Genomic DNA, 25,100 nt, shown 5'->3' on the forward strand with positions numbered 1-25,100 from the left:
AACGGCCCGAGTACGGAGCAGATGATGACCACCTCGAACGAGAAGATCGTTCAAGCACTGCGGGCCTCCCTTCAGGAGACCGAGCGGCTGCGCCGGCAGAACCGGAAGCTGATGGAGGACGCCGCCGAGCCCATCGCGATCGTGGCGATGAGCTGCCGCTTCCCGGGCGGTGTCACGTCACCCGAGGACCTGTGGCGGCTGGTCGCCGAGGGCGGCGACGCGATCGGCGGCTTCCCCACCGACCGCGGCTGGGACCTGGACGCGCTCTACGACCCCGACCCCGACAACGCGGGTACCTGCCATGTCCGCGAGGGCGGCTTCCTGCACGACGTCGCCGAGTTCGACGCCGGGTTCTTCGGGATCTCGCCCCGCGAGGCGCTGATGATGGACCCGCAGCAGCGGCTGCTCCTCGAGACCACCTGGGAGGTCTTCGAGCGGGCCGGCCTCGACCCGAGCGCGCTGCGGGGCACGCGGACCGGCGTCTTCGCCGGCACCAACGGGCAGGACTACGCACGGCTGTCCAACTCGCCGGAGGACTTCGACGGTCACCTGGGCACCGGGAACGCGGCCGCCGTGATCTCCGGTCGGATCGCCTACTCCTTCGGCCTGGAGGGGCCGGCGGTGACGGTGGACACGGCGTGCTCGTCCTCGCTGGTGGCGCTGCACCTGGCGGCGCAGGCGCTGCGACGCGGGGAGTGCGCGCTGGCCCTGGTGAGCGGCGTGACCGTGATGTCGACGCCCGGCGCGTTCATGGAGTTCAGCCGGCAGCGCGGGCTGGCGGCTGACGGCCGCTGCAAGCCGTTCGCCGCCGCGGCGGACGGCACCGGCTGGGCCGAAGGCGTCGGCATGCTGCTGGTCGAGCGGCTGTCCGACGCGCGCCGCAACGGCCACCAGGTGCTGGCCGTGGTCCGGGGTTCGGCGGTGAACCAGGACGGCGCCTCCAACGGGCTGACCGCGCCGAGCGGCCCCGCGCAGCAGCGGGTGATCCGGCAGGCCCTGGCGGACGCGGGGCTGTCCGCGGCCGAGGTGGACGCGGTGGAGGCGCACGGGACCGGGACCGCGCTGGGTGACCCGATCGAGGCGCAGGCGCTGCTGGCGACCTACGGGCAGGACCGCCCGGAGGGCCGGCCGCTGTGGCTGGGGGCGCTGAAGTCGAACATCGGTCACACCCAGGCCGCGGCCGGCGTGGCGGGCGTGATCAAGATGGTGATGGCGATGCGGCACGGCACCCTGCCGGGCACGCTGCACCTGGACGAGCCCTCGCCGCACGTGGACTGGTCGGCCGGGGCCGTGCGGCTGCTGACCGAGGCCGTGGCCTGGCCGGAGCACGACCACCCTCGGCGGGCGGGCGTGTCGTCGTTCGGCGTCAGCGGGACCAACGCCCACGTGATTCTCGAAGCGGTGCCCGCCCGGACGGTGGTGGCGGAGGAGGCGGACGCACGGCCCGAGACGGGCGGGCGGACCGTCGACGCGACCGCCCTCCCGGTGCCGTGGACGGTCTCGGCCCGCAGTGCGGAGGCACTGCGCGAGCAGGCCCGGCGGTTGCTGGCCCACCTGGCGGAGCAGCCGGCGTTCGCTCCCGCCGACCTCGGCCTCTCGCTGGCCACCTCGCGTGCCGCACTGCCCTACCGGGCCGTGGTGGTCGGCGCCGGTCGGGACGGGCTACTGCGCGGCCTGGAGGCACTGGCGCGGGACGCGGTCGACGCCGACCTCGTCCGTGGCGTCGCGGCACGGAAGAACAAGGTCGCCTTCCTCTTCTCGGGGCAGGGGAGTCAGCGGTTGGGGATGGGGCGTGAGTTGTATGCGTCGTTCCCGGTGTTCGCGGCTGCCTTCGACGAGGTCTGCGCGCATCTGGACGTTCATCTCGAACGGCCGTTGCGTGAGGTGGTGTTCGGTGCGGAAGCCGAGCTGCTGAACCGGACGGAGTTCACTCAGCCCGCGTTGTTCGCGGTGGAGGTGGCGCTGTTCCGTCTCGTCGAGTCATGGGGTGTGCGGGCGGACTTCCTGGCTGGGCATTCGGTCGGTGAGTTGGCTGCCGCGCATGTCGCGGGCGTCCTTTCGTTGGCGGACGCCGCTGAACTCGTCGTTGCTCGCGGGCGGTTGATGCAGGCGTTGCCGTCGGGTGGGGTGATGGTGGCGGTGCAGGCCTCGGAGGACGAGGTGCTGCCGCTGCTGGGTGATCTGGTGGACCGGGTGGGGGTTGCGGCGGTCAACGGGCCGTCTTCGATGGTGCTTTCGGGTGCCGAGGACGCGGTGCTGGAGCTTGCGGGGCGGTTGGCGGGCGAGGGGCGTCGTACGAAGCGGTTGGCGGTGTCGCACGCGTTCCATTCGCCGTTGATGGAGCCGATGCTGGCGGAGTTCCGCGCGGTGGCCGAGCGTGTCACCTTCGGCGTTCCGACGCTGCCGATCGTCTCCACGTTGACCGGACGGCTCGTCGCCGAGGGCGAGTTGGGGGATCCGGAGTACTGGGTGCGTCATGTTCGCCACACGGTCCGGTTCGCCGACGCGGTCCAGACGCTGGCGGCCGAGGGCGCGAGCGCGTACCTGGAGGTCGGCCCCGGCGGTCTGACCGCGATGGCCCAGGAGACCCTGGCCGACTCGGATACCGTCACTGTCCCGGCCCTGCGCGCCGACCGTCCGGAGGACGTGGCCTTCACCACCGCCCTGGCCCAACTCCACGCGCACGGCGTCGCCCTCGACTGGGAGGCAGTCTTCGCGGGCCGTAGTGCCCGGCGCGTCGACCTGCCCACCTACGCCTTCCAACGCCAACGCTACTGGCTGGAGTCATCGGTCTTCTCGGCCGACCCGGTCGCCGCCGTGGACCCCGTCGAGGCCGGCTTCTGGGAGACGGTTGAGCACGAGGACCTGGAGGCGTTCGCGGGCCGTATCCAGGTGGCCGAGGACGCCCCGCTGACCTCCGTGCTGCCGGCGCTCTCCAGTTGGCGGCGCGAGCATCGGGAGCAGTCCACGGTGGACGGCTGGCGTTACCGGATCGTCTGGAAGCCCGCCGCCGAGCTCAAGGACGCGAAGCCGACCGGGCGTTGGCTCGCCGTGCTGCCCGCCGGACAGGACGGCGACCCCTGGGCGTCGGCCGTCATGCGCGCTCTGCGCGAGCACGGCGCCGAGGCCTTGCCGGTCCACGTGGACACCGAGGCCGGCCGCGAGGCCCTCGCCGAGCAGCTGCGCAGCGTCCTCGGGGACCTCGTCGCGGCAGATCCCGACGCGGAGCCCGTGACCGTCGCCGGAGTGCTGTCCCTGCTCGCGGTGGACGAACGGCCGCACCCCGTCCACGGCGTGTTGCCGGCGGGCCTGACCGCGACCCTCGCGCTGGTCCAGGCACTCGGTGACGCGGGCCTGGACGCTCCGCTCTGGTGCGCCACCCGGGGCGCGGTGTCCATCGGCTCCTCCGACCCGATCCGCAGTGCCCACCAGGCGCAGGTGTGGGCGCTGGGCCGGACGGTGGCACTGGAGCACACCCGGCGCTGGGGCGGCCTGGTGGACCTCCCGGACGTGCTGGACGAGCGCTCGGCCCGCCGGCTGGCCGCAGTGCTGGCCGGACCTGGTGACGAGGACCAGCTGGCGGTGCGCGGCTCGGGCGTCTTCGTCCGGCGGCTGGCGCGCGCTCCGCAGGGCACGGTCACGGCGGGAGCCGCCTGGCGGCCGAGCGGGACCGTCCTGATCACCGGTGGTACGGGTGCCCTCGGCGGTCACGCGGCACGCTGGTTGGCGCGCAACGGCGCCGAGCACCTGGTGTTGACCAGCCGGCGTGGCCCCGCGGCCGAGGGGGCGGCTGAACTCCATGACGAGCTGGTGGCGTTGGGTGCCGAGGTCACCATCGCCGCGTGCGATGTGGCCGACCGGGAGGCGTTGGCGCGGCTGCTCGACGGGTTGCCGGCCGAGTACCCGCTGACCGCCGTGGTCCACGCCGCCGGCGTGGGCACGCCCGGTCTGCTCGCCGACACGACACCGGAGGAGTTCGCGCGGGTGCTGGCGGCGAAGGCGGCGGGTGCGCTGCACCTGGACGAGCTGCTGGGCGAGCGCCCGCTGGACGCGTTCGTGATGTTCTCCTCGATCTCCGGCGTCTGGGGCGCCGGCGGCCAGGCCGCCTACGCGGTGGCCAACGCCGCGCTCGACACGCTGGCCGAGCGGCGCCGGGCCCGCGGGCTGGCGGGCACGGCGGTGGCCTGGGGACCCTGGGCCGATGGCGGCATGGTCGAGGACGGTGACGCCGAGGACCGGCTGCGGCTGCGCGGACTGCCCGCGCTCGCCCCCGCGTTGGCGATCTCCGCGCTGCGGGGCGTGCTGGACCGCGACGAGACCACCGTGATGGTCGCGGACGTCGTCTGGGAGCGGTTCGCGCCGTCCTTCACCCTGCTGCGGACCAGCCCGCTGCTCGGCGACCTGCCCGAGGTCCAGGCCGCGCTGGCGGCCACCGCCGACACGGACGGGGCTCCCGACGGCGCCGTGCCCGCGTTCGTCCAGCGGGTGACCGCGCTCTCCGGGGCCGAGCAGGGACGCGCGGTGCTCGAACTGGTCCGGACCGAGGCGGCCGCGGTGCTCGGCCACAGCGGTGCGGAGTCGGTGGCCGCCGACCGCGCCTTCCGCGAGCTGGGCTTCGACTCGCTGACCGCCGTCGAGCTGCGCAACCGGCTGACCAGGGCGACGGGCGTCCGGCTGCCGGCCACCCTGGTCTTCGACCACCCGTCACCCACCGTGCTGGCCGCACACCTGCGCACCGAGCTGACCGGTGCGGGTGCGGGTGCGGGTTCGGGCGCGGTCGCCACGGCCGCACCCGCACTCCGCGACGACGAGCCGATCGCCATCGTGGCGATGAGCTGCCGCTACCCGGGCGAGGTGCGCTCGCCCGAGGAACTGTGGCGGCTGGTGGCCGAGGGCCGTGACGCGGTGGCCGGGTTCCCGGCGGACCGCGGGTGGGACCTGGAGACGCTCTACGACCCCGACCCGGACCGGCCGGGCACCAGCTACGCCAAGGACGGCGGATTCCTCTACGACGTCGCCGACTTCGACCCCGCCTTCTTCGGCATCTCGCCGCGTGAGGCGCTCGCCATGGACCCGCAGCAGCGGTTGCTGCTGGAGCTGACCTGGGAGGCGTTCGAGCGGGCCGGGATCGACCCGACGACGATGCGGGGTACCGGGACCGGCGTGTTCATGGGTTCCGGCTACCAGGACTACGCGGCACGCCTGTTGAGCGTGCCGCGGGACCTGGAGGGCTACATCGGTACCGGCAGTTCGGCGAGTGTGGTGTCGGGCCGGATCGCCTACTCCTTCGGCCTGGAGGGGCCCACCCTGACGGTGGACACCGCGTGCTCCTCCTCGCTGGTCGCCCTGCACCTGGCGGCGCAGGCGCTGCGGCGCGGCGAGTGCACGCTCGCGCTCGCCGGTGGCGTCACCGTGATGTCCAGCCCGAACGCCTTCATCGAGTTCAGCCGCCAGCGCGGGCTGGCCGCCGACGGCCGCTGCAAGCCGTTCGCCGCCGCGGCGGACGGCACCGGCTGGGGCGAGGGTGCGGGCGTGCTGTTGGTGGAGCGGTTGTCGGACGCGGAGCGCAACGGGCATCCGGTGCTGGCGGTGGTGCGGGGTTCCGCGATCAACCAGGACGGTGCGTCGAACGGCCTGACCGCGCCGAACGGCCCCGCGCAGCAGCGGGTGATCCGGCAGGCTCTGGCGGACGCGGGGCTGTCCGTGGCGGACGTGGACGTGGTGGAGGCGCACGGGACCGGGACGACGCTGGGTGACCCGATCGAGGCGCAGGCGCTGCTGGCGACCTATGGGCAGGACCGCCCGGAGGATCGGCCGCTCTGGTTGGGCTCGTTGAAGTCCAACATCGGGCACACCCAGGCCGCGGCCGGGGTGGGCGGCATCATCAAGATGGTGCAGGCGCTCCAGCACGAGGTGTTGCCGAAGACCCTGCACGTGGACGAGCCCACGCCGCACGTGGACTGGTCCGCCGGGGCCGTGGAGCTGCTGACCGAGCCCGTCGACTGGTCGCACCCCGGCCGGCCGCGCCGAGCGGGGATCTCCTCCTTCGGGGTGAGTGGTACCAACGCGCACGTGATCATCGAGCAGGCGCCCGTACGACCGGTGGGTGAGCCGACTCAGGCTCCTACCGATTCGGCGTCCGAGTCCGGCGTGCCGTGGGTGCTCTCCGCGAGCACCCCGGAGGCACTGCGCGAGCAGGCCGAGCGGCTGTGCTCGTACCTGGCCGAGCGCCCGGAGCTCGGGGTGGCGAACGTCGGCCTGTCGCTGGCGACCTCCCGCGCCCCGCTGGAGCACCGCGCACTGGTGGTGGCCCCGGACATGGCCGGAAAGCTGGAGGGCCTGCGCGCACTGGCAGGCGACGAGCCGTCCGGCTCGGTGGTCCGTGGTGTCGCGGTCGCGGACGCCAGGCTCGCGTTCCTGTTCTCGGGGCAGGGGAGTCAGCGGTTGGGGATGGGGCGCGAGTTGTACGCGTCGTTCCCGGTGTTCGCGGACGCCTTCGACGAGGTCTGCGCGCATCTGGACGTTCATCTCGAACGGCCGTTGCGTGAGGTGGTGTTCGGTGCGGATGCCGAGCTGCTGAACCGGACGGAGTTCACTCAGCCCGCATTGTTCGCGGTGGAGGTGGCGCTGTTCCGGTTGGTGGAGTCGTGGGGTGTGCGGGCGGACTTCCTGGCCGGGCACTCGATCGGTGAGTTGGCTGCCGCGCATGTGGCGGGGGTGTTCTCACTGGCGGACGCTGCTCAACTCGTAGCCGCTCGTGGGCGGTTGATGCAGGCGTTGCCGAGTGGCGGTGTGATGGTGGCGGTGCAGGCCTCGGAGGACGAGGTGTTGCCGCTGCTGGGTGATCTGGTGGACCGGGTGGGGGTTGCGGCGGTCAACGGGCCGTCGTCGGTGGTGCTTTCGGGTGCCGAGGACGCGGTGGCCGAGGTCGTGGAGGTGTTGGCGGGCGAGGGTCGTCGTACGAAGCGGTTGACGGTGTCGCACGCGTTCCATTCGCCGTTGATGGAGCCGATGCTGGCGGAGTTCCGTGCGGTGGCCGAGCGTGTCACCTTCGGTGCCCCGACGCTGCCGATCGTCTCCACGTTGACCGGACGGCTCGTCGCCGAGGGCGAGTTGGGGGATCCGGAGTACTGGGTGCGTCACGTCCGTGACAGCGTCCGGTTCGCCGACGCGGTCCGGGCGCTGGCGGCCGAGGGCGCGACCGCGTACCTGGAGATCGGCCCCGGCGGTCTGACCGCGATGGCCCAGGAGACGCTGGCCGACTCCGATGCCGTCACCGTCCCGGCCCTGCGTGCCGACCGTCCGGAGGACGTGGCCTTCACCACCGCCCTGGCCCAACTCCACGCGCACGGTGTCGCCCTCGACTGGGAGGCGGTGTTCGCGGGCCGTGGTGCCCGGCGCGTCGACCTGCCCACCTACGCCTTCCAACGCCGCCGCTACTGGCTCGACACGCAGCCCACGGTCGGCGAACTCACGAGCGCCGGCCTGCGGTCGGCCGAGCACCCGCTGCTCGGTGCCGCGCTCGCGCTGGCCGGTGGTGAAGGTGCGCTCCTGACGGGGCGGTTGTCGCTCTCCGCTCAGCCCTGGTTGGCGGAGCACGTGGTGATGGGCGTGGTGCTGTTGCCGGGTACCGCGCTGGTGGATCTGGCGTTGCGGGCGGCCGACGAGGTGGGCTGTGGCCTGCTGGACGAGTTGACCCTCCAGGCGCCGCTCGTTCTGCCCGAGCAGGGCGCGGTCCAGTTGCAGATCGCGGTGGGTGGCGCCGACGAGTCCGGCCGCCGCACCGTCCAGGTGCACTCCCGGCCGGACAGTGCCGAGGCCCACGATCCGTGGACCTCGCACGCCACAGGCACCCTGGCCACCGCGCAGCCGGCGACCGACGAGGAGCTGTCGTCCTGGCCGCCCCTCGCCGCCGAGGTGGTGGGGACCGGGGGTTACTACGAGCGGTTGGCGGAGCTCGGGTTCGGTTACGGTCCGGTGTTCCGGGGGTTGCGCGGGTTGTGGCGGCGGGGTCGGGAGGTGTTCGCCGAGGTCGCGTTGCCGGAGGGTACGGAGGTCGGCGGGTTCGGTGTGCATCCGGCGTTGCTGGACGCGGCGTTGCACGCGGTCGGTCTGGGTGGGCTGTTGCCCGACACCGGGCAGGGGCGGATCCCGTTCTCGTGGAGTGGGGTCCGGCTGTCCGCGACCGGTGCGAGTGCCCTGCGGGTGCGGCTGGCTCCGGCCGGTCCGGACGCCGTCTCCCTGCTGGTCGCCGACGGCACCGGCCATCCCGTCGCCGCGATCGACTCCCTCGTCCTGCGCCCCGTCTCGGGCGACCAGCTCGCCCAGGCGCGACGCCCCGAGCACCAGGACGAGCTGTACCGGATCACCTGGCCAACGGTGTCCCTCGCGACCGGACCGGCCGGGTCCGCCGCGCGGACCGAGAGCGTTCCGCGCGGCGGCTGGGCCCTGCTCGGCGAGACCGAGCCCACGGTGACCGCCGTCGTGCTGGCGGAGACCGGCGGCCGTGTCGCGCTCCACCCCGACCTCGCGGCGCTGATCGCGTCCGTCGACGCCGGTGCCACGCCACCGGACGTGGTGCTCGCCATCGCGGCACCCGGTGGCGGGAGCGCGGCCGACGTCCGCAGGACGACCCGTCAGGTCCTCGAACTGGTCAGGGCCTGGCTGGCCGAGGAGCGGACGGCGCAGTCGCGGCTGGTCCTGCTCACCCGTGGCGCGGTCGCCCCCGAGCCCGGCGAGGCCGTGGCCGATCCGGCCCAGGCCGCGGCCTGGGGCCTGCTGCGGTCCGCGCAGTCGGAGAACCCGGACCGGATCCTCCTGGTCGACCTGGACGGCCACCAGGACTCCGCCCGCGCCCTGCTGGCCGTGCCGGCCGCGGGCGAGCCGCAGCTCGCGGTGCGCCGCGGCGTGGCGTACGCCCCCCGGCTGGCCCGGACGGGGACCAGCGGGGCCCTGCGCCCCGCCCCCGGCTCCGTCGGCTGGCGGCTGACGACCAGTGGCACGGGCACGCTGGACGGCCTGGCGCTGACCGAGAACCCCGCCGCCACGGCCCCGCTGGGCGAGGGGCAGGTCCGGATCGCGGTCCGCGCCGCCGGGGTGAACTTCCGGGACGCGCTCATCGCGCTGGGCATGTACCCGGGCGCGGCCTCGCTGGGCAGCGAGGCCGCCGGCATCGTGCTGGAGACCGGGCCCGGGGTCACCGGCGTGGCCCCCGGGGACCGCGTGCTGGGCATGATCCCCGAGGCCTTCGGGCCGCTCGCGGTCGCCGACCACCGCATGGTGGCGCGGATGCCGCGCGGCTGGACCTTCGCCCAGGCCGCGTCCGTGCCGATCGTCTTCCTCACGGCCTACTACGCGCTGGTCGACCTGGCGGGGCTGCGCCCCGGTCAGTCGCTGCTGGTGCACTCGGCGGCGGGCGGCGTCGGCATGGCGGCCACCCAGCTGGCGCGCCACCTCGGCGCCGAGGTCTACGGCACCGCGAGCCCCGGCAAGTGGGCGGCGCTGCGGGCCGGTGGCCTGGACGAGGCGCACCTCGCCTCCTCCCGCACGCTCGACTTCGAGCAGCGGTTCCTGGCGGAGACCGGCGGCCGTGGCGTGGACGTGGTGCTGAACTCGCTGGCCGGCGAGTACGTCGACGCCTCGCTGCGGGTGCTGGGCGACGGCGGGCGCTTCCTGGAGATGGGCAAGACGGACGTCCGCGGTGCCGAGGAGGTCGCCGCGGCCCATCCGGGCGTGTCCTACCTCGCCTTCGACACGATCGAGGCGGGGCCGGACCGGATCGGCACCATGCTCCAGGCGCTGGTGGAGCTGTTCGAGCTGGGCGTGCTGCGTCCGCTGCCGGTGACCGGCTGGGACGTGCGGCAGGCTCCCGAGGCCCTGCGTCATCTCAGCCAGGCCCGGCACGTCGGCAAGCTCGTGCTCACCGTGCCGGCCGCGCTCGACCCGCACGGAACGGTGCTGGTCACCGGCGCCACCGGCGCGCTCGGCGGCGTGGTCGCCAGGCACCTGGTGACCGAGCACGGCGTACGGCGGCTCGTCCTCACCAGCCGACGCGGCCTCGCGGCCGAGGGGGCGTCCGAACTGCGCGACGAGCTGGTGGAGTTGGGCGCGGAGGTGACCGTGGCGGCCTGCGACGCGGCCGACCGGGACGCCGTCGCCGAACTGCTGGCGGGGATCTCCGCCGACCACCCGCTGACCGCGGTGGTCCACGCGGCCGGGGTGCTGGACGACGGCACGGTCGCCTCGCTGACCCCCGAGCGGCTGGACGCCGTGCTGCGCCCGAAGGTGGACGCGGCCCTCGTCCTGGACGAGCTCACCCGCGAGCTGGACCTGTCGGCCTTCGTGCTGTTCTCCTCGATCGCCGCCACCCTCGGCAGCGCCGGGCAGGGCAACTACGCCGCGGCCAACGCGTTCCTCGACGCGCTGGCGCTGCGGCGGCGCGCGGCCGGCCTGCCCGCGACCGCCATGGCCTGGGGCCCCTGGGCCGAGGGCGGCATGGCGGCGGGGATGGACGAGTCGGGCCGGAGTCGGATGGCGCGCTCCGGGCTGGTCTCGTTCCGGGCCAAGGAGGGCCTGGCGCTCTTCGACGCCGCCCGGTCGGGCGAGCACGCCCTGGTGGCTCCGGTGCGCTTCGACTCCTCTGCCGACCGGGGCGCCACCTCGGCCACGGTTCCGGCGATCCTGCGCGGTCTGGTCCGCGCGCCCGCGCGGCGCACGGCCGAGGCCGCGACGGGCGGTGCGGACACCCTCCAGCGGCGGCTGAGCGGCCTGCCGGAGGGGGAGCAGACCCGCCTCCTGCTGGATGTCGTGCGCACGCACGTGGCGGCGGTGCTCGGGCTCGGCGGTCCGCAGGACGTCGAGCGCGGCCGCGAGTTCAAGGCCCTGGGCTTCGACTCGCTGACCGCCGTGGAACTGCGCAACCGGCTCGGCGCCGCCACCGGACTCCGGTTGCCCGCGACGCTGGTGTTCGACTGCCCGACCCCCCTCGCGCTGGCCGAGCGGGTCCGCACGGACCTCGCGCCTCGGCAGGTGGCGCCGGCGCTGGCGGTGTTCGGCGAGATCGACCGGCTCGAGGCGGTCCTCGGCGCGATCGGCTCGGACGACGAAGTCGTGCGCTCCCGGGTCCGGACACGCCTGCAGAGCGTGCTCGCCGCGCTCGGCGACACCTCCGTGGCCGGCGCGGACGACGGGAACGCGGACGGGTCCGACGAGCGGCTCCAGGCCGCGACCATCGACGACATCTTCGAGCTGATCGACCAGGAACTCGACGGTTCCTGACCCCTGCGGCTCCACCGAATCGCACTACCACAGCACTTCCTGACTCACATGGCGGGTGAACGAGACATGCAGAACGAGCAGAAGTTGCTCGACTATCTCAAGCGTGTGACGGCTGATCTGAAGCAGACCCGGCGGCGGTTGCACGAGGTGGAGACGAAGGACCAGGAGCCGATCGCCATCGTGGCGATGGGCTGCCGCTACCCCGGGCAGGTCAACAGCCCGGAACAGCTCTGGCAGTTGGTCGAGAGCGGCGCCGACGCGGTCTCCGGCTTCCCCACCAACCGTGGCTGGGACCTGGCGGACCTCTACGACCCGGACCCTGACCGGCCCGGGAAGTGCTACACCCGCGAGGGTGGGTTCCTGCACGGGGCGGGCGAGTTCGATCCCGGCTTCTTCGGGATCTCGCCGCGCGAGGCGCTGGCCACCGACCCGCAGCAGCGGCTGCTGCTGGAGGTCGCCTGGGAGACCTTCGAGCGAGCCGGCATCGATCCCGTCTCGGTCAAGGGCTCGCGCACCGGCGTCTTCGTCGGCCTCGCCTACCAGGGGTACGCGGGTGACGGTGAGAGCGCGCAGGAGCTGGAGGGCTTTCTGCTGACCGGCACCGCGCCCAGCGTCGCCTCGGGCCGGATCTCCTACACCTTCGGGCTCGAAGGCCCGGCGCTGACGGTGGACACCGCGTGCTCCTCCTCGCTGGTGGCGCTGCACCTGGCGGTGCAGGCACTGCGCCAGCGGGAGTGCTCGCTGGCCCTGGCCGGCGGCGCGGCGATCATGGCGAGCACCGGGATGTTCACCGAGTTCAGCCGCCAGCAGGGGCTCTCGGTGGACGGCCGGTGCAAGTCCTTCTCGGCCGACGCCGACGGCACGGGCTGGGGCGAGGGCGTCGGCATGCTGCTGGTGGAGCGGCTCTCGGACGCGCAGCGCAACGGGCACCCGGTGCTGGCGGTGGTGCGGGGTTCGGCGGTGAACCAGGACGGTGCTTCGAACGGGCTGACGGCGCCGAACGGCCCCGCCCAACAGCGGGTGATCCAGCAGGCGTTGGCGGGTGCGGGGCTGTCCGTGGCGGACGTGGACGTGGTGGAGGCGCACGGGACCGGGACGTCGCTGGGTGACCCGATCGAGGCGCAGGCGCTGCTGGCGACTTACGGGCAGGACCGCCCCGAGGACCGACCGCTGTGGCTGGGCTCGTTGAAGTCGAACATCGGGCACACCCAGGCCGCGGCCGGGGTGGGCGGCATCATCAAGATGGTGCAGGCACTCCAACACGGCGTGCTGCCCAGGACCTTGCACGCGGAGCAGCCGTCCCCGCACGTCGACTGGTCCACCGGTGCGGTGCGGCTGCTGACCGAGCCGGTGGCCTGGCCGGCGGGCGACCGCCCGCGCCGCGCCGCCGTTTCCTCCTTCGGTGTCAGCGGCACCAACGCCCACACCATCATCGAACAGGCGCCGACCGCCCCCGTGGTGGCCGACGACCCGCAGGCGCAGCCCGAGCCCACCGTCGTGGACGCTGCGCCGGTCTCCTGGGTGGTCTCCGCGCGGAGCAGGGCAGCCCTGCGCGAGCAGGCGGAACGGCTGCTCTCCCATGTGCTCGGCCTGCCCGACGTACGGGCCGTCGACGTCGCCTTCTCGTTGGCGACCTCGCGCGCCGCGCTGGAACACCGAGCGGTGGTGGTCGGCGCGGACCTCGCCGAACTCACCGACGGCGTGCGCGCGGTGGCCGAGGGGGCCTCGGCGCCGAACGTGGTCGAGGGAGCGACCGGCCGGGAGGACAAGCTCGCGTTCCTGCTTTCGGGGCAGGGGAGTCAGCGGTTGGGGATGGGGCGTGAGTTGTACGCGTCGTTCCCGGTGTTCGCGGCTGCCTTCGACGAGGTCTGCGCGCATCTGGACGTTCATCTGGAACGGCCGTTGCGTGAGGTGGTGTTCGGTGCGGATGCCGAGCTGCTGAACCGGACGGAGTTCACTCAGCCCGCGTTGTTCGCGGTGGAGGTGGCGCTGTTCCGTCTCGTCGAGTCGTGGGGTGTGCGGGCGGACTTCCTGGCTGGGCATTCGGTCGGTGAGTTGGCTGCCGCGCATGTCGCGGGCGTCCTTTCGCTGGCGGACGCCGCTGAACTCGTCGTTGCTCGCGGGCGGTTGATGCAGGCGTTGCCGTCGGGTGGGGTGATGGTGGCGGTGCAGGCCTCGGAGGACGAGGTGCTGCCGCTGCTGGGTGATCTGGTGGACCGGGTGGGGGTTGCGGCGGTCAACGGGCCGTCGTCGGTGGTGCTTTCGGGTGCCGAGGACGCGGTGCTGGAGCTTGCGGAGCGGTTGGCGGCCGAGGGTCGTCGTACGAAGCGGTTGGCGGTGTCGCACGCGTTCCATTCGCCCTTGATGGAGCCGATGCTGGCGGAGTTCCGCAAGGTGGCCGAGCGTGTCACCTTCGGTGCCCCGACGCTGCCGATCGTCTCCACGTTGACCGGACGGCCGGTCGCCGAGGGCGAGTTGGGGGATCCGGAGTACTGGGTGCGTCATGTTCGCCACACGGTCCGGTTCGCCGACGCGGTGCAGGCGTTGGCGGCCGAGGGCGTGACGGCGTTCCTGGAGGTCGGCCCTGGTGGTCTGACCGCGATGGCCCAGGAGACGCTGGCCGACTCCGGTGCCGTCACTGTCCCGGCCCTGCGCGCCGACCGTCCGGAGGACGTGGCCTTCACCACCGCCCTGGCCCAACTCCACGCGCACGGTGTCGCCCTCGACTGGGAGGCGGTCTTCGCGGGCCGTGGTGCCCGGCGCGTCGACCTGCCCACCTACGCCTTCCAACGCGATTCGTACTGGCTGGAGTCGGCTGCCCGTGAGCGGCGTGAGCGGTCGGCCCTGGAGGGCTGGCAGTACCGGGTCACCTGGACGCCGCTGCCCGACACCGCGTCCGTGGCGGCGGAGGGCCGCTGGCTGCTCCTGACGCCCGCGGGGCAGAACGCGCGGGCCACCGCCACCGCGCTGCGGGAGGCGCTGGCCGCGCGGGGCGCGAGCGTCAGCTGCCTGGACGTCGACGAGGCCGACGACCGGCAGATCCTCGCCACCCGCCTGCGCGAGGCCGCCGACGGCGAGGCCCCACCGCGCGCGGTGGTGTCCCTCCTTCCGCTGACTGATCGTCAGATATCCGATGGCGCATCCGGATCGCTGCCCACCGGCGTGGCGCTGACCCTCACTCTGGTGCAGGCCCTCGGTGACGCGGGCGTCGAGGCGCCGCTCTGGTGCGTCACCCGGGGGGCCGTGTCCGTTGGCGCACCCGACGAGGTGTCCAGCCCGGCCCAGGCGCAGATCTGGGGTCTCGGCCGGGTGGTCGCCCTGGAGCACTCCAACCGGTGGGGCGGCCTGGTCGACCTCCCCCCGGCCGGCGACTCGGGGGAGAGCCGGCCACAGCTCGACGAGCGGGCGCTGTCCCGACTGGTCACCGTCCTCACGGCGGACGGTGACGAGGACCAGGTGGCCGTGCGTGACACCGGGGTCCTGGCCCGGCGATTGGCCCGCCTCGCCCCCGACGACCTCGCCCCGGCTTCCCGGCCGGCCGATCCCGAGAGCGCCGACGGGTGGGCGCCGCGCGGGTCCGTGCTGATCACCGGCGGCACCGGCGCGCTGGGTGGCCACGTCGCCCGCTGGCTGGCCGGCCGCGGTGCCGAGCACCTGGTGCTCACCAGCCGGCGCGGACCCGCCGCACCGGGCGCGGAGACGCTGCGCGCCGAGCTGGAGCAGCTCGGCGCCCGCGTGACGATCGCCGCCTGCGACGTCTCGGACCGGGACGCGCTGGCGCGGCTGCTGGCCGAACTGCCAGCGGAGTACCCGCTCACCGCGGTGGTCCACACGGCCGGCATCGACACCCCGGCGATGCTCGCCGAGACCGACCCGGCGCAGTTCGCCGCCGTGGTGGCGGCGAAGGTCGCGGGCGCGGGCCACCTGGACGAGCTGCTCGGCGACCGTCCGCTGGACGCGTTCGTGCTGTTCTCCTCGATCGCCGGCGTCTGGGGCGGCGGCGGCCAGGGCGCGTACTGCGCCGCGAACGCCTACCTGGACGCGCTGGCCCAGGCGCGCCGGGCCCGTGGCGTGACGGCGACCGCCGTCGCCTGGGGCCCGTGGGCCGAGGCGGGCATGGCCGGCTCGGCCCCGGTCGCCGACAGCCTGCGCCGCCGGGGCCTGCGGCCGCTGTCGCCGAGCGCGGCGATCGCCGCGCTGGCGCGGCTGCTGGAGCGCGACGAGACCGCCGTGACGGTGGCCGACGTGGAGTGGGAGCGGTTCGCGCCCGCGTTCACCGTGGTCCGGCCGAGCCCGTTGCTGGCGGACCTGCCCGAGGTCCGGGCAGCCTTGCGGCCGGCTGCGGGCCCGCAGGACGGCGACCTCTCCGACGAGGCCGCCGCGCTGCGTCGCACCCTCGCCCAGGCGGACCCCGCCGAGCGCGACCGCGCGCTGGTGGAGCTGGTCCGCGCCGAGGCGGCCGCCGTGCTCGGGCACCGCGGTGCCCACCTGGTCGAACCAGGGCGGCCCTTCCGGGACCTGGGCTTCGACTCGCTGACCGCGGTGGAGCTGCGCAACCGGCTGACCCGCGCCACCGGTGTCCGGCTGCCCACCACCGTGGTGTTCGACTACCCCACGGCCATCTCGCTGGCCGGCTGGCTGTTGGTCGAGCTGTTGGGTGCGGCGCCCGAGACCGGCGCCGGGCGGGGGACCGAACCGGCCGTCCAGGACGAGCCGATCGCGATCGTGGCGATGAGCTGCCGGTTCCCCGGCGGCGTGCGCAGCCCCGAGGAGCTCTGGCGACTGGTGGCCGAGGAGACCGACGCGATGTCGGTGTTCCCGGCCAACCGCGGCTGGGACCTGGAGTCGCTCTTCCACCCCGACCCCGACCACCCGGGCACCACCTACGCGCAGTCCGGCGGCTTCCTGTACGACCTGCCCGACTTCGACGCCGCCTTCTTCGGCATCTCGCCGCGCGAGGCGGTGGCCATGGACCCGCAGCAGCGGCTGCTCCTGGAGACCTCCTGGGAGGTGTTCGAGCGCGCCGGGATCGACCCGACGACGGTGCGCGGCACCCGGACCGGCGTCTTCGTCGGCACCGGCTACCAGGACTACCTCCAGCGTGGCCTCGACGTCCCGGACGGCGTGGTGGGCTACCTGGGCACCGGCAACGCGGCCAGCGTGGTGTCCGGGCGCATCTCCTACACGCTCGGCCTCGAAGGCCCGGCGGTCACCGTGGACACCGCGTGCTCGTCCTCACTGGTGGCCCTGCACCTGGCCGTTCAGTCGCTGCGCCAGGGCGAGTGCTCGATGGCGCTGGCCGGCGGTGTGACGGTGATGTCCAACTCCGGCGCGTTCGTGGAGTTCAGCCGCCAGCGCGCGCTCTCCGCCGACGGCCGCTGCAAGGCGTTCGCCGCCGCGGCGGACGGCACCGGCTGGGGCGAGGGCGTCGGTCTGCTGCTGGTGGAGCGGCTCTCCGACGCCCGCCGCAACGGTCACCGCGTGCTGGCGCTGGTGCGCGGCAGCGCGATCAACCAGGACGGCGCGTCGAACGGCCTGACCGCCCCGAACGGCCCCGCCCAGCAGCGGGTGATCCGCCAGGCCCTGGCCAACGCGGGCCTCGGCGCGGCCGAGGTCGACGCCGTGGAGGCGCACGGCACGGGCACCACGCTGGGCGACCCGATCGAGGCGCAGGCCCTGCTGGCGACCTACGGCCAGGAGCACCCGGCGGACCGGCCGCTCTGGCTCGGCTCGCTGAAGTCGAACATCGGCCACACCCAGGCGGCCGCGGGCGCGGGCGGCATCATCAAGATGGTGCAGGCGCTCCAGCACGAGCTGCTGCCGCGCACGCTGCACGTGGACGAGCCCACGCCGCACGTGGACTGGTCCGCGGGAGCCGTCCGGCTGCTGACCGAGCCCGTCGCGTGGTCGCCGGGTGCCCGCCCCCGGCGGGCCGGCGTCTCCTCCTTCGGGATGAGCGGCACCAACGCCCACGTGATCATCGAGGAGGCTCCCGCCGGCACCGCGGCCGACAGCCCTGCCGACACCCTCGCCGACGGCTCCGCCCCGCGACCGGCGCCGCTGGAGCCGGTGGCGGTGGCCCTGCCGCTGGCCGCCCGCACGGTCGGCGCGCTGGAGGAACAGGCCGGGCGCCTCGCGTCGCTGCTGCGCGCCGAACCCGACCCGCGCCCCCAGGACGTCGGCTACTCGCTCGCCACCACGCGTTCGGCCTTCGAGCAGCGGGCGGTCGTGGTGGGCGCCGACCGGGCGGAGCTGATCACCGGGCTGGAGGCGCTGGCGGCCGGCGGCTCCGAGCGCCGGGTGGCGCGCGGCACCGCCGGGGGCGAGCCGAAGGCGGTGTTCGTCTTCCCCGGTCAGGGCTCGCAGTGGCCCGGCATGGCGGTGGAACTGCTGGACACCTCCGCGGTGTTCCGGGCCCGGATCGCCGCCTGCGGCCAGGCGCTCGCCCCGTTCCTGGACTGGAACCTGGAGGACGTGCTGCGCGAGGCACCCGGCGCACCCGGGCTGGACCGGATCGACGTGATCCAGCCGGTGCTGTGGGCGGTCATGGTGTCGCTCGCCGAGCTGTGGCGCTCCTGCGGTGTGCGGCCCGCCGCCGTCGTGGGGCACTCGCAGGGCGAGATCGCGGCCGCGTGCTTCGCGGGCGCGCTGTCGCTCGAGGACGGCGCCCGGATCGTGGCGCTCCGCAGCCTGCTGCTCGCGAGGCTGTCGGGCGGCATGGTCTCGATGCCGCAGCCGGAGGCGGAGGTCGCCCAGCGGCTGGAGCGCTGGGAGGGCCGACTGAGCGTCGCCGCCATCAATGGCCCGCGGACCGTGGTCGTCTCCGGCGACCTCGACGCGCTGGCGGAGCTGATGGCCTCCTGCGAGGCCGATGGGGTGGCGGCGAAGCGGATCGTCCGGGTGGACTGCCCCTCGCACTGCGCCCTGGTCGAGGTCCTCCGGGACGAACTCGCCGAGATCCTCGCCGAGACCGCTCCCGGGGCGCCGGGCGTACCGTTCTACTCCACGGTGACCGGGACGAGGGTGGAGACCGAGCTGGACGCCGCGTACTGGTACCGCAACCTGCGCCAGCCCGTGCAGTTCGAGCGGGCCACCCGGCAGCTGCTGGCCGACGGCCACCAGGCCTTCGTCGAGGTCAGCCCGCACCCGGTGCTGGCGTTCGGCCTGCAGGAGACGATCGACGCCGTCGCGAGCGAGGTCGACGGCACGCGGGACACCGTCCCGCCGGGCGCCCTGTCGCCGACCGTGGTGCCGACCCTGCGGCGCGGCGACGGCGGCCCGCGGCGCTTCCTGACCTCGCTGGGGGAGGCGCACGCCAACGGCGTGGTGGTCGACTGGCGTGCGGTCTTCGCCGGTTGGGAGGCTCGGGAGGTGGACCTGCCGACCTACCCCTTCCAGCGGCAGCGGTACTGGCTGGACACGGTGGCGGGCCGGCCGGCGGAGCCGACGGCGGCCTCCGTGGTGGACGCCGAGTTCTGGGCGGCGGTCGAGCGCGAGGACCTGGCGGCGCTGGCCGAGGACCTGCGGCTGGACGAGGACGCCACCCTGCGTTCGGCCCTGCCCGCGCTCTCCTCCTGGCACCGGCGCCGCCGCGATGAGTCCGCGGTGGACGGCTGGCGCTACCGGATCACCTGGCGGCCGGTCCCGGACCCGGCGGCGCCCGCGTTGTCCGGGACCTGGCTGGCGGTCCTGCCGTACGAGCCGTCGGTCGATCCGGCCGTCGAACTGGCGCTGAACTCCCTGGTGGCGCACGGCGCGGAGGTCGTCCGGCTGGTCGTGGCCAGCGGCGAGGACCGGCAGGCGCTGAGCGGGCGGCTGCGCGCGGCCCTCACCGGCCTCGGCGACGCCGGCCTCGGCGGTGTGCTGTCGCTGCTCGCGCTGGACGAGCGGCCGCACCCCGAGCACCCGGGCCTGTCCCACGGTCTGGGCCGGTCCCTGACGCTGGTGCAGGCGCTCGGCGACGCCGAGGTCCCGGCCCCGCTCTGGTGCGCCACCCGCGCGGCGGTGTCGACCGGCGCCCTCGACCCGCTGCGCAGCACCGCGCAGGCGCAGGTCTGGGCGCTGGGACGGGTCGCGGCACTGGAACTCCCGGCCCGCTGGGGCGGCCTGGTCGACCTGCCCGACGGCGTGGCGGCCTCGGACGGTCGCGTCGGCCGCCGCCTGGCCGGGGTGCTCTCCGGCGTCACGGCCGAGGACCAGGTCGCGGTGCGGGCCGGCGGGACGTACGCCCGACGGATGGTCCGGGCCCCGCGCCCGGCCGACACCGGGGTGCGGCCCTGGCAGCCGCGCGGCACCGTGCTGGTCACCGGCGGCACCGGCTTCATCGGCGGTCAGGTGGCCCGCCGGCTCGCGGCCGACGGTGCCGAACACCTGGTGCTGACCAGCCGCCGCGGCGCGGGCGCCGCGGGCGCCGAGGAACTGCGGGACGAACTGGAGGCCCTGGGGGCCAAGGTGACGATCACCGCGTGCGACATGGCGGACCGGGAGGCGGTGGCGGCACTGGTGGCATCCCTGGACGACCTGGCGCCGCTGAGCGCGGTGGTGCACGCCGCCGGCGTCGGCGGCGTCGCCGCGATGCTCGCGGACACCACCGAGGCGGACTTCGCCGCCGTACTGGGAGCGAAGGCGCTGGGTGCCGCGCACCTCGACGAGCTGCTCGCCGACCGCCCGTTGGACGCGTTCGTCCTGTTCTCCTCCGGCGCCGCCGCCTGGGGCAGCGGCGCCCAGGCCGCCTACGCGGCCGCGAACGCTTTCGTGGACGCGCTGGCCGAGGACCGCCGCGCCCGCGGCCTGACCGCCACCTCGGTCGCCTGGGGCGCCTGGGGCGGCGGGGGCATGGTCGACGCCGCGTCCGAGGAGCGCCTGCGGTGGCGCGGCCTGGACCCGATGAGCCCCGAACTGGGGGTCCTGGCGCTGCGTCGCGCGGTGGAGAGCGAGGACGGCACGCTGGTCGTCGCCGCCGTGGACTGGGAGCGTTTCGTGCCCGGTTTCACCGCGGCCCGGCCCAGTCCGCTGATCGGCGACCTGCCCGAGGTCGCCCGCCTGCTCGCCGCCCGGGAGGCGGAGGCCGCCGCGGACGGCGGAGCCGAGCCGCCGCTGCTGCGCCGGCTGGCCGCGCTGGCGGCGGAGGAACACGCCTCGGAGATCGTGGAGTTCGTCCGGAGCGAGGCCGCGGCCGTGCTCGGCCACCCGTCGAAGGACGCGGTCCAGGCCCAGCACGTCTTCCTGGAGCTGGGCTTCGACTCGCTCACCGCGGTCGAGCTCGGCAAGCGGCTCAGCCGGGCCAGCGGTCTGCGGCTGCCGAGCACGCTGGTCTTCGACCACCGGACCCCGGCCGAGGTCGGCCGACGGCTGCTGTCGCTGCTGGCGGAGGGGCACGGCCCCGAGGCCGGGGCCACCACCTCGGCCGCGCACCGGGGAGCGGGAGCGGCTTCGGCCCAGTCGGAGGACATCATCGTCTCGCTCTACCGCCGGGCCGGTGAACTCGGCCGGCTCGACGAGGGGATCGAGCTGGTCACCGCCGCCGCCCGGCTGCGTCCGGCCTTCGACGTGGCGTCGGCCGGCGACAACCTGCCCGACCCGGTCCACCTGGCGCGGGGCGAGGACGGCCCGCAACTCGTCTGCCTGGGCCCGTACATGGCGCCCTCGGGGGTCCACCAGTACGCCCGCTTCGCCGCCGCGTTCGGCGGTCGGCGCGGCATCTGGGCGCTGCCCGAACCCGGCTTCGCTCCGGGGGAGTCGCTGCCCGAGGACGTCGCCGCGCTGATCGAGGTGCACACCACGGCCATCGAGCGGAGCGTGGGTCGGCAGCCGGTCGTGCTCGTCGGCTACTCCTCCGGAGGCTGGGTCGCGCACGCGGTGGCCTGCCACCTGGAGCGGCTCGGCCACCCGGTCGCGGGAATCGTCATGCTGGACACCTTCACCCGCGAGCAGCGCATGGGTGAGCGCTTCCAGTCGGCGGTGGTGGTGGGGCAGTCGGAGCGCTTCGACTTCGTCTCCGCGCCGGGCACCCAGCTGACCGCGATGGGCGGCTATCTGCGGATCTTCGAGGACTGGGACGCCCCGCGGGCCACCGCCCCGACCCTGGTGGTCCGCGCCGCGGAGTGGATGGCCCGGGACGAGACGAGCGTCGACGACCGCCCGGCGCCCCCGGAGCGCGCCGACACGGTGACCGAAGTACCCGGCGACCACTACACGTTGATGGAGCGGTACGCCCACGAGGCCGCCGCGGCAGTCGACGAGTGGCTGGAGAAGCTGGGCCCGGTGGGGGAGTGAGCACCGCGCACCGCGGCACCCCTTCTCGAACCGAACTGCCACCCACACCCTGGGACTCCCACCTACCACGTAAGGAACGACCCCTCCCGTGAACGACCCGACTGAGGACAACGGCCTGTGGATCCGCAGGTTCCACCCGCGCCCGGACGGTGACGTCCGCCTGGTCTGCCTGCCGCACGCCGGCGGCTCCGCGAGCTTCTTCTTCCCGGTGTCGCAGTCGATGCCGCCGTCCGTCGACGTCCTGTGCGTCCAGTACCCCGGCCGCCAGGACCGCCGCGCCGAACCGGTCATCGACAACATCCCCGACCTCGCCGACCAGGTGTTCGCCGCCCTCCTCCCTTGGGCGGACCGGCCGTTGGCGCTCTTCGGCCACAGCATGGGGGCCAGCCTGGCGTTCGAGGTCGCCCGGCGCCTGGAGCGGGAGAAGGGCCTGGTCGCGGCCGGCCTCTTCGCCTCCGGCCGCCGTGCCCCCTCCACCCACCGGTCCGAGACCGTGCACCTGCGCGACGACAACGGCATCATCGCCGAAATGCGGAGCCTGAGCGGCACCGACGCCCGCCTCCTCGGTGACGAGGAGATCCTGCGCATGATCCTGCCTGCCATCCGGGCCGACTACCGGGCTGCCGAGACCTACGCCTACCAGCCCGGCGAGGCCCTGCACTGCCCGGTGGTCGCCCTGGTCGGCGACAACGACCCCAAGGTCACCGTCGACGAGGCCGCGGCCTGGGCCAACCACACCGAGGGCCCCTTCGACCTGCGGGTCTTCCCCGGCGGCCACTTCTACCTGGCCAACCACCAGGCCGCGGTCACCAAGGAGCTGACCGACCGCCTGCCCGGGACCGGACCCCGGCCACCGGGGCCGTGAAGTTCGCGCACCGGCACGGAACGGGGGCGGGCACGGCCACCCCGGCGGGCCCTCCCCCGGCCGAATCACTACCCTGGACCCATGACGCGGCCAGCGAGCACGGTGGTGCTGATGTGTGGGCCTCCGGGAGCGGGCAAGACCACGTACGCGATGGCGCTGGTGCGCCGCGGCTACGTTCGACTCTCGATCGACGAGGTGGTCTGGCGGCGGATCGGCCGGCGTGATGCCGGCCTGGTGCTGGAGACGGAGAGGTACGACGAGCTCAAGGACGAGATCCGCCGCCAACAGCGGCGGGAGCTGGTCGAGTTGATGCGTGCCGGGCGGGACGTGGTGGTGGACTACAGCTTCTGGAGCCGTGCCGCCCGCGACGAGTACAAGGCGCTGGTGGAGAGCCACGGCTGCCGTTGGGAACTGGTCCACCTGAAGGCGGACCGGGCAACGCTGGAGCGTCGCCTCGCGGTCCGCAACCGCGAGGACGGTGCCAACGCCGTCACCGTGGACGCGAACCTGCTCAGCCGTTACCTGGCCAACTTCGAGACACCGGAAGGGGAGGGCGAGCAGGTCCTCGCACAGGCCTGAGGACGGCACGACCGGCGGCGCGGGGCGCTGGGGTCGGGTCAGCTGGACCAGTCGCCGGCGCGCCGCCTCGAGAGCGCCAACTCGTCATCGTGGCAACGGACTCACCGACCGCCGGCCCCGCCTCAGGTCACAGCCAGGCCATCGCGAGTCGGCCGGTCACGACCGCGGCGAGCAGGAGCGTGACGTTGAGGGCGACCCGGCGGTCCCCGAGGCTCAGGTGAACCCCGGTCGCGCCGATCTGCAGGACCACGAACCCGACGGCGGCAGCCAGGGCCAGCCAGGGCGCGACACCGGTCAGCGGGGGGAGGACCAGTCCGATCGCGCCGATCACCTCGATCACCCCGAGGGCCCTGACGGCCGGCATCGGGGTGCTGTCCACCCAGGCCATCATCGGTCTGAGCCGCTCACGGCTCCGGGCCAGCTTCACCGTGCCCCCGTAGAGGTAGAAGAGGGCGAGCAGGCCGGCAACGATCCAGTACGCGACGTTCACGATTCCTATCCACGGTTCCCAGTCGTAGGTGACCACATGGCCACCGGTGGAGCGCCGGCAAGGGGCGCATGCGTGCGGGCGGGTGGCGGCCCGGAGCTTCAGCGGTGGCCGTCGACTCGGCTGTCCGGATCCGGTACGGGCCGCCGCGCGGCGTTCGTCCCTCCTGCCTGGGCGAAGTCGGTGGCGGGCTCGGTGGCGTAACGGCCCATCACCTGGATGTTCACCTGCGGGCTCAGGGCCCGGCCACCGGCGATCATGTCCCGCATGTCCCGGAAGTACTGGACGTAAAGGTCCGGCGTGAAGGTGCTGAGCATGACGGCCGGCTGGTCGGTCAGGTTGGCGAAGGTGTGCGGGGCTCCGGGCGGGACCATCACGAGCGTTCCCGCCGTCGCGTCGTAGTCCTTCTCGCCGACCGTGAACCGCACCGTGCCGGAGATGACGTAGAAACCCTCGTCGTGCTGGGCGTGACGGTGCTGCGGTGGTCCGGGTGTGTGCGGCGCGAGGACGGACTCGGCGAGCCCGAGGCGGTGTCCGGTGTTGCTGCCGTCTTCGAGGACGCGCAGTCGCGTGGTGCCCAGGAGGATCGTCTCGCCGTCGCCCGGGCCGACCACCGATACGGCGGGGCCGGCGGCCGGCTCACTGACGTGTGGTTCTTCAGTCATGTTTCGATTCCACCGCCAGGGCCCCGCGACTGTCCAAGACCCATCGTGCGAGCTCGATACCGTACGGGTATCGTCGCAGCATGGAGCTACGCACACTGCGCTATTTCGTGGCGGTCGCCGAGGAACTCCACTTCGGTCGGGCCGCCTCCCGGCTGCACATGAGTCAACCGCCGCTGAGCCGGGCGATCAGGCAGCTGGAGACCGAGCTCGGTGCCACGCTGTTCGACCGATCGTCCGCCGGTGTCACGCTCACCGCGGTCGGGGCGGTGCTGCTCGACGAGGCGCGGGCCCTGCTCGACCAGGCCGACCGGGTACGCGTACGCGTGGCCGCGGCGGCCGGCGTCGCGACCGTCACCGTCGGCATCCTGGGGGACGGCGCCGACCCGGGCGCGGCCCGGCTGGCCGGTGCCTACCACCGGCGGCACCCGGCCGTCGAGGTCCGCATCCGCGAGACCGACCTGACCGATCCCACCTGCGGGCTGCGCGCCGGACTGGTCGACGTCGCCCTGACCCGGGGACCGTTCGACGAGACCGGCCTGACCGTGCGGGAGCTGCGCACCGACCCGGTGGGCGCACTGCTGCGCGCCGACGATCCGCTGGCCCGCCGTGACCGTCTGGACCTGGCCGACCTGGCCGACCGCCGTTGGTTCCGGTTCCCGGAGGGCACCGACCCCGTCTGGCAGTCGTACTGGAGCGGCGGCGAGCGCCGCGACGGCCCGGTGGTGCGCGCCGTCCAGGAATGCCGGCAAGCCGTTCTCTGGAACGGCACGGTCGGCATGACCCTCCTGGACCACGAGCCGGCCGAGGGGCTCACCGTGGTGCCGCTCACCGACATGCCGCCGAGCCGCGTGGTGGCGGCATGGAACGAGGGCGACACGAATCCACTGATCCGCTCGTTCGTCCGGATCGCGACCGCCGCCTACCGCGGCTGAGCGCCGCGCGCCGGACGTGG

6 protein-coding genes and 1 pseudogene are annotated in these 25,100 nt (G+C 74.2%); 5 read left to right on the forward strand and 2 right to left on the reverse strand.

Features of this window, described 5'->3' with window-relative positions; translation table 11 throughout:
- Positions 1-33: 33 nt before the first annotated feature.
- The 4 genes and pseudogenes from ACIGXM_RS08825 to ACIGXM_RS08840 form a co-directional block, all read left to right on the forward strand.
- Positions 34-11,277: pseudogene (locus ACIGXM_RS08825) on the forward strand (type I polyketide synthase); the annotation flags it as partial.
- A 48-nt stretch (positions 11,278-11,325) separates the two neighbouring features.
- Positions 11,326-21,552 (forward strand): type I polyketide synthase, encoded by a 10,227-nt coding sequence (locus ACIGXM_RS08830; RefSeq protein WP_396558400.1) that lies wholly within the window; start codon positions 11,326-11,328, stop codon positions 21,550-21,552.
- Between the two features lie 88 nt (positions 21,553-21,640).
- Positions 21,641-22,417 (forward strand): thioesterase II family protein, encoded by a 777-nt coding sequence (locus tag ACIGXM_RS08835; RefSeq protein ID WP_396558402.1) that lies wholly within the window; start codon positions 21,641-21,643, stop codon positions 22,415-22,417.
- 81 nt (positions 22,418-22,498) lie between these two features.
- On the forward strand, positions 22,499-22,996 hold the full coding sequence (locus tag ACIGXM_RS08840; RefSeq protein WP_396558403.1) for an AAA family ATPase: 498 nt from the start codon (positions 22,499-22,501) through the stop codon (positions 22,994-22,996).
- A gap of 127 nt (positions 22,997-23,123) precedes the next feature.
- Here the strand turns inward: ACIGXM_RS08840 and ACIGXM_RS08845 are convergent, their stop codons facing one another.
- Entirely contained in the window at positions 23,124-23,486 is a 363-nt protein-coding gene (locus tag ACIGXM_RS08845) for a DoxX family protein (protein ID WP_396558405.1), read from the reverse strand.
- Positions 23,487-23,584: 98 nt separating this feature from the next.
- Positions 23,585-24,148 (reverse strand): cupin domain-containing protein, encoded by a 564-nt coding sequence (locus ACIGXM_RS08850; RefSeq protein WP_396558407.1) that lies wholly within the window; start codon positions 24,146-24,148, stop codon positions 23,585-23,587.
- Between the two features lie 80 nt (positions 24,149-24,228).
- Between ACIGXM_RS08850 and ACIGXM_RS08855 the strand changes: the two genes are divergently transcribed.
- The gene (locus ACIGXM_RS08855; RefSeq protein WP_396558409.1) at positions 24,229-25,080 is read left to right on the forward strand and encodes a LysR family transcriptional regulator; all 852 of its coding nucleotides are present in this window, start codon (positions 24,229-24,231) and stop codon (positions 25,078-25,080) included.
- Positions 25,081-25,100: the final 20 nt, after the last annotated feature.

The sequence above is a fragment of the Kitasatospora sp. NPDC052896 genome (assembly GCF_044547075.1).
Lineage (GTDB): Bacteria > Actinomycetota > Actinomycetes > Streptomycetales > Streptomycetaceae > Kitasatospora.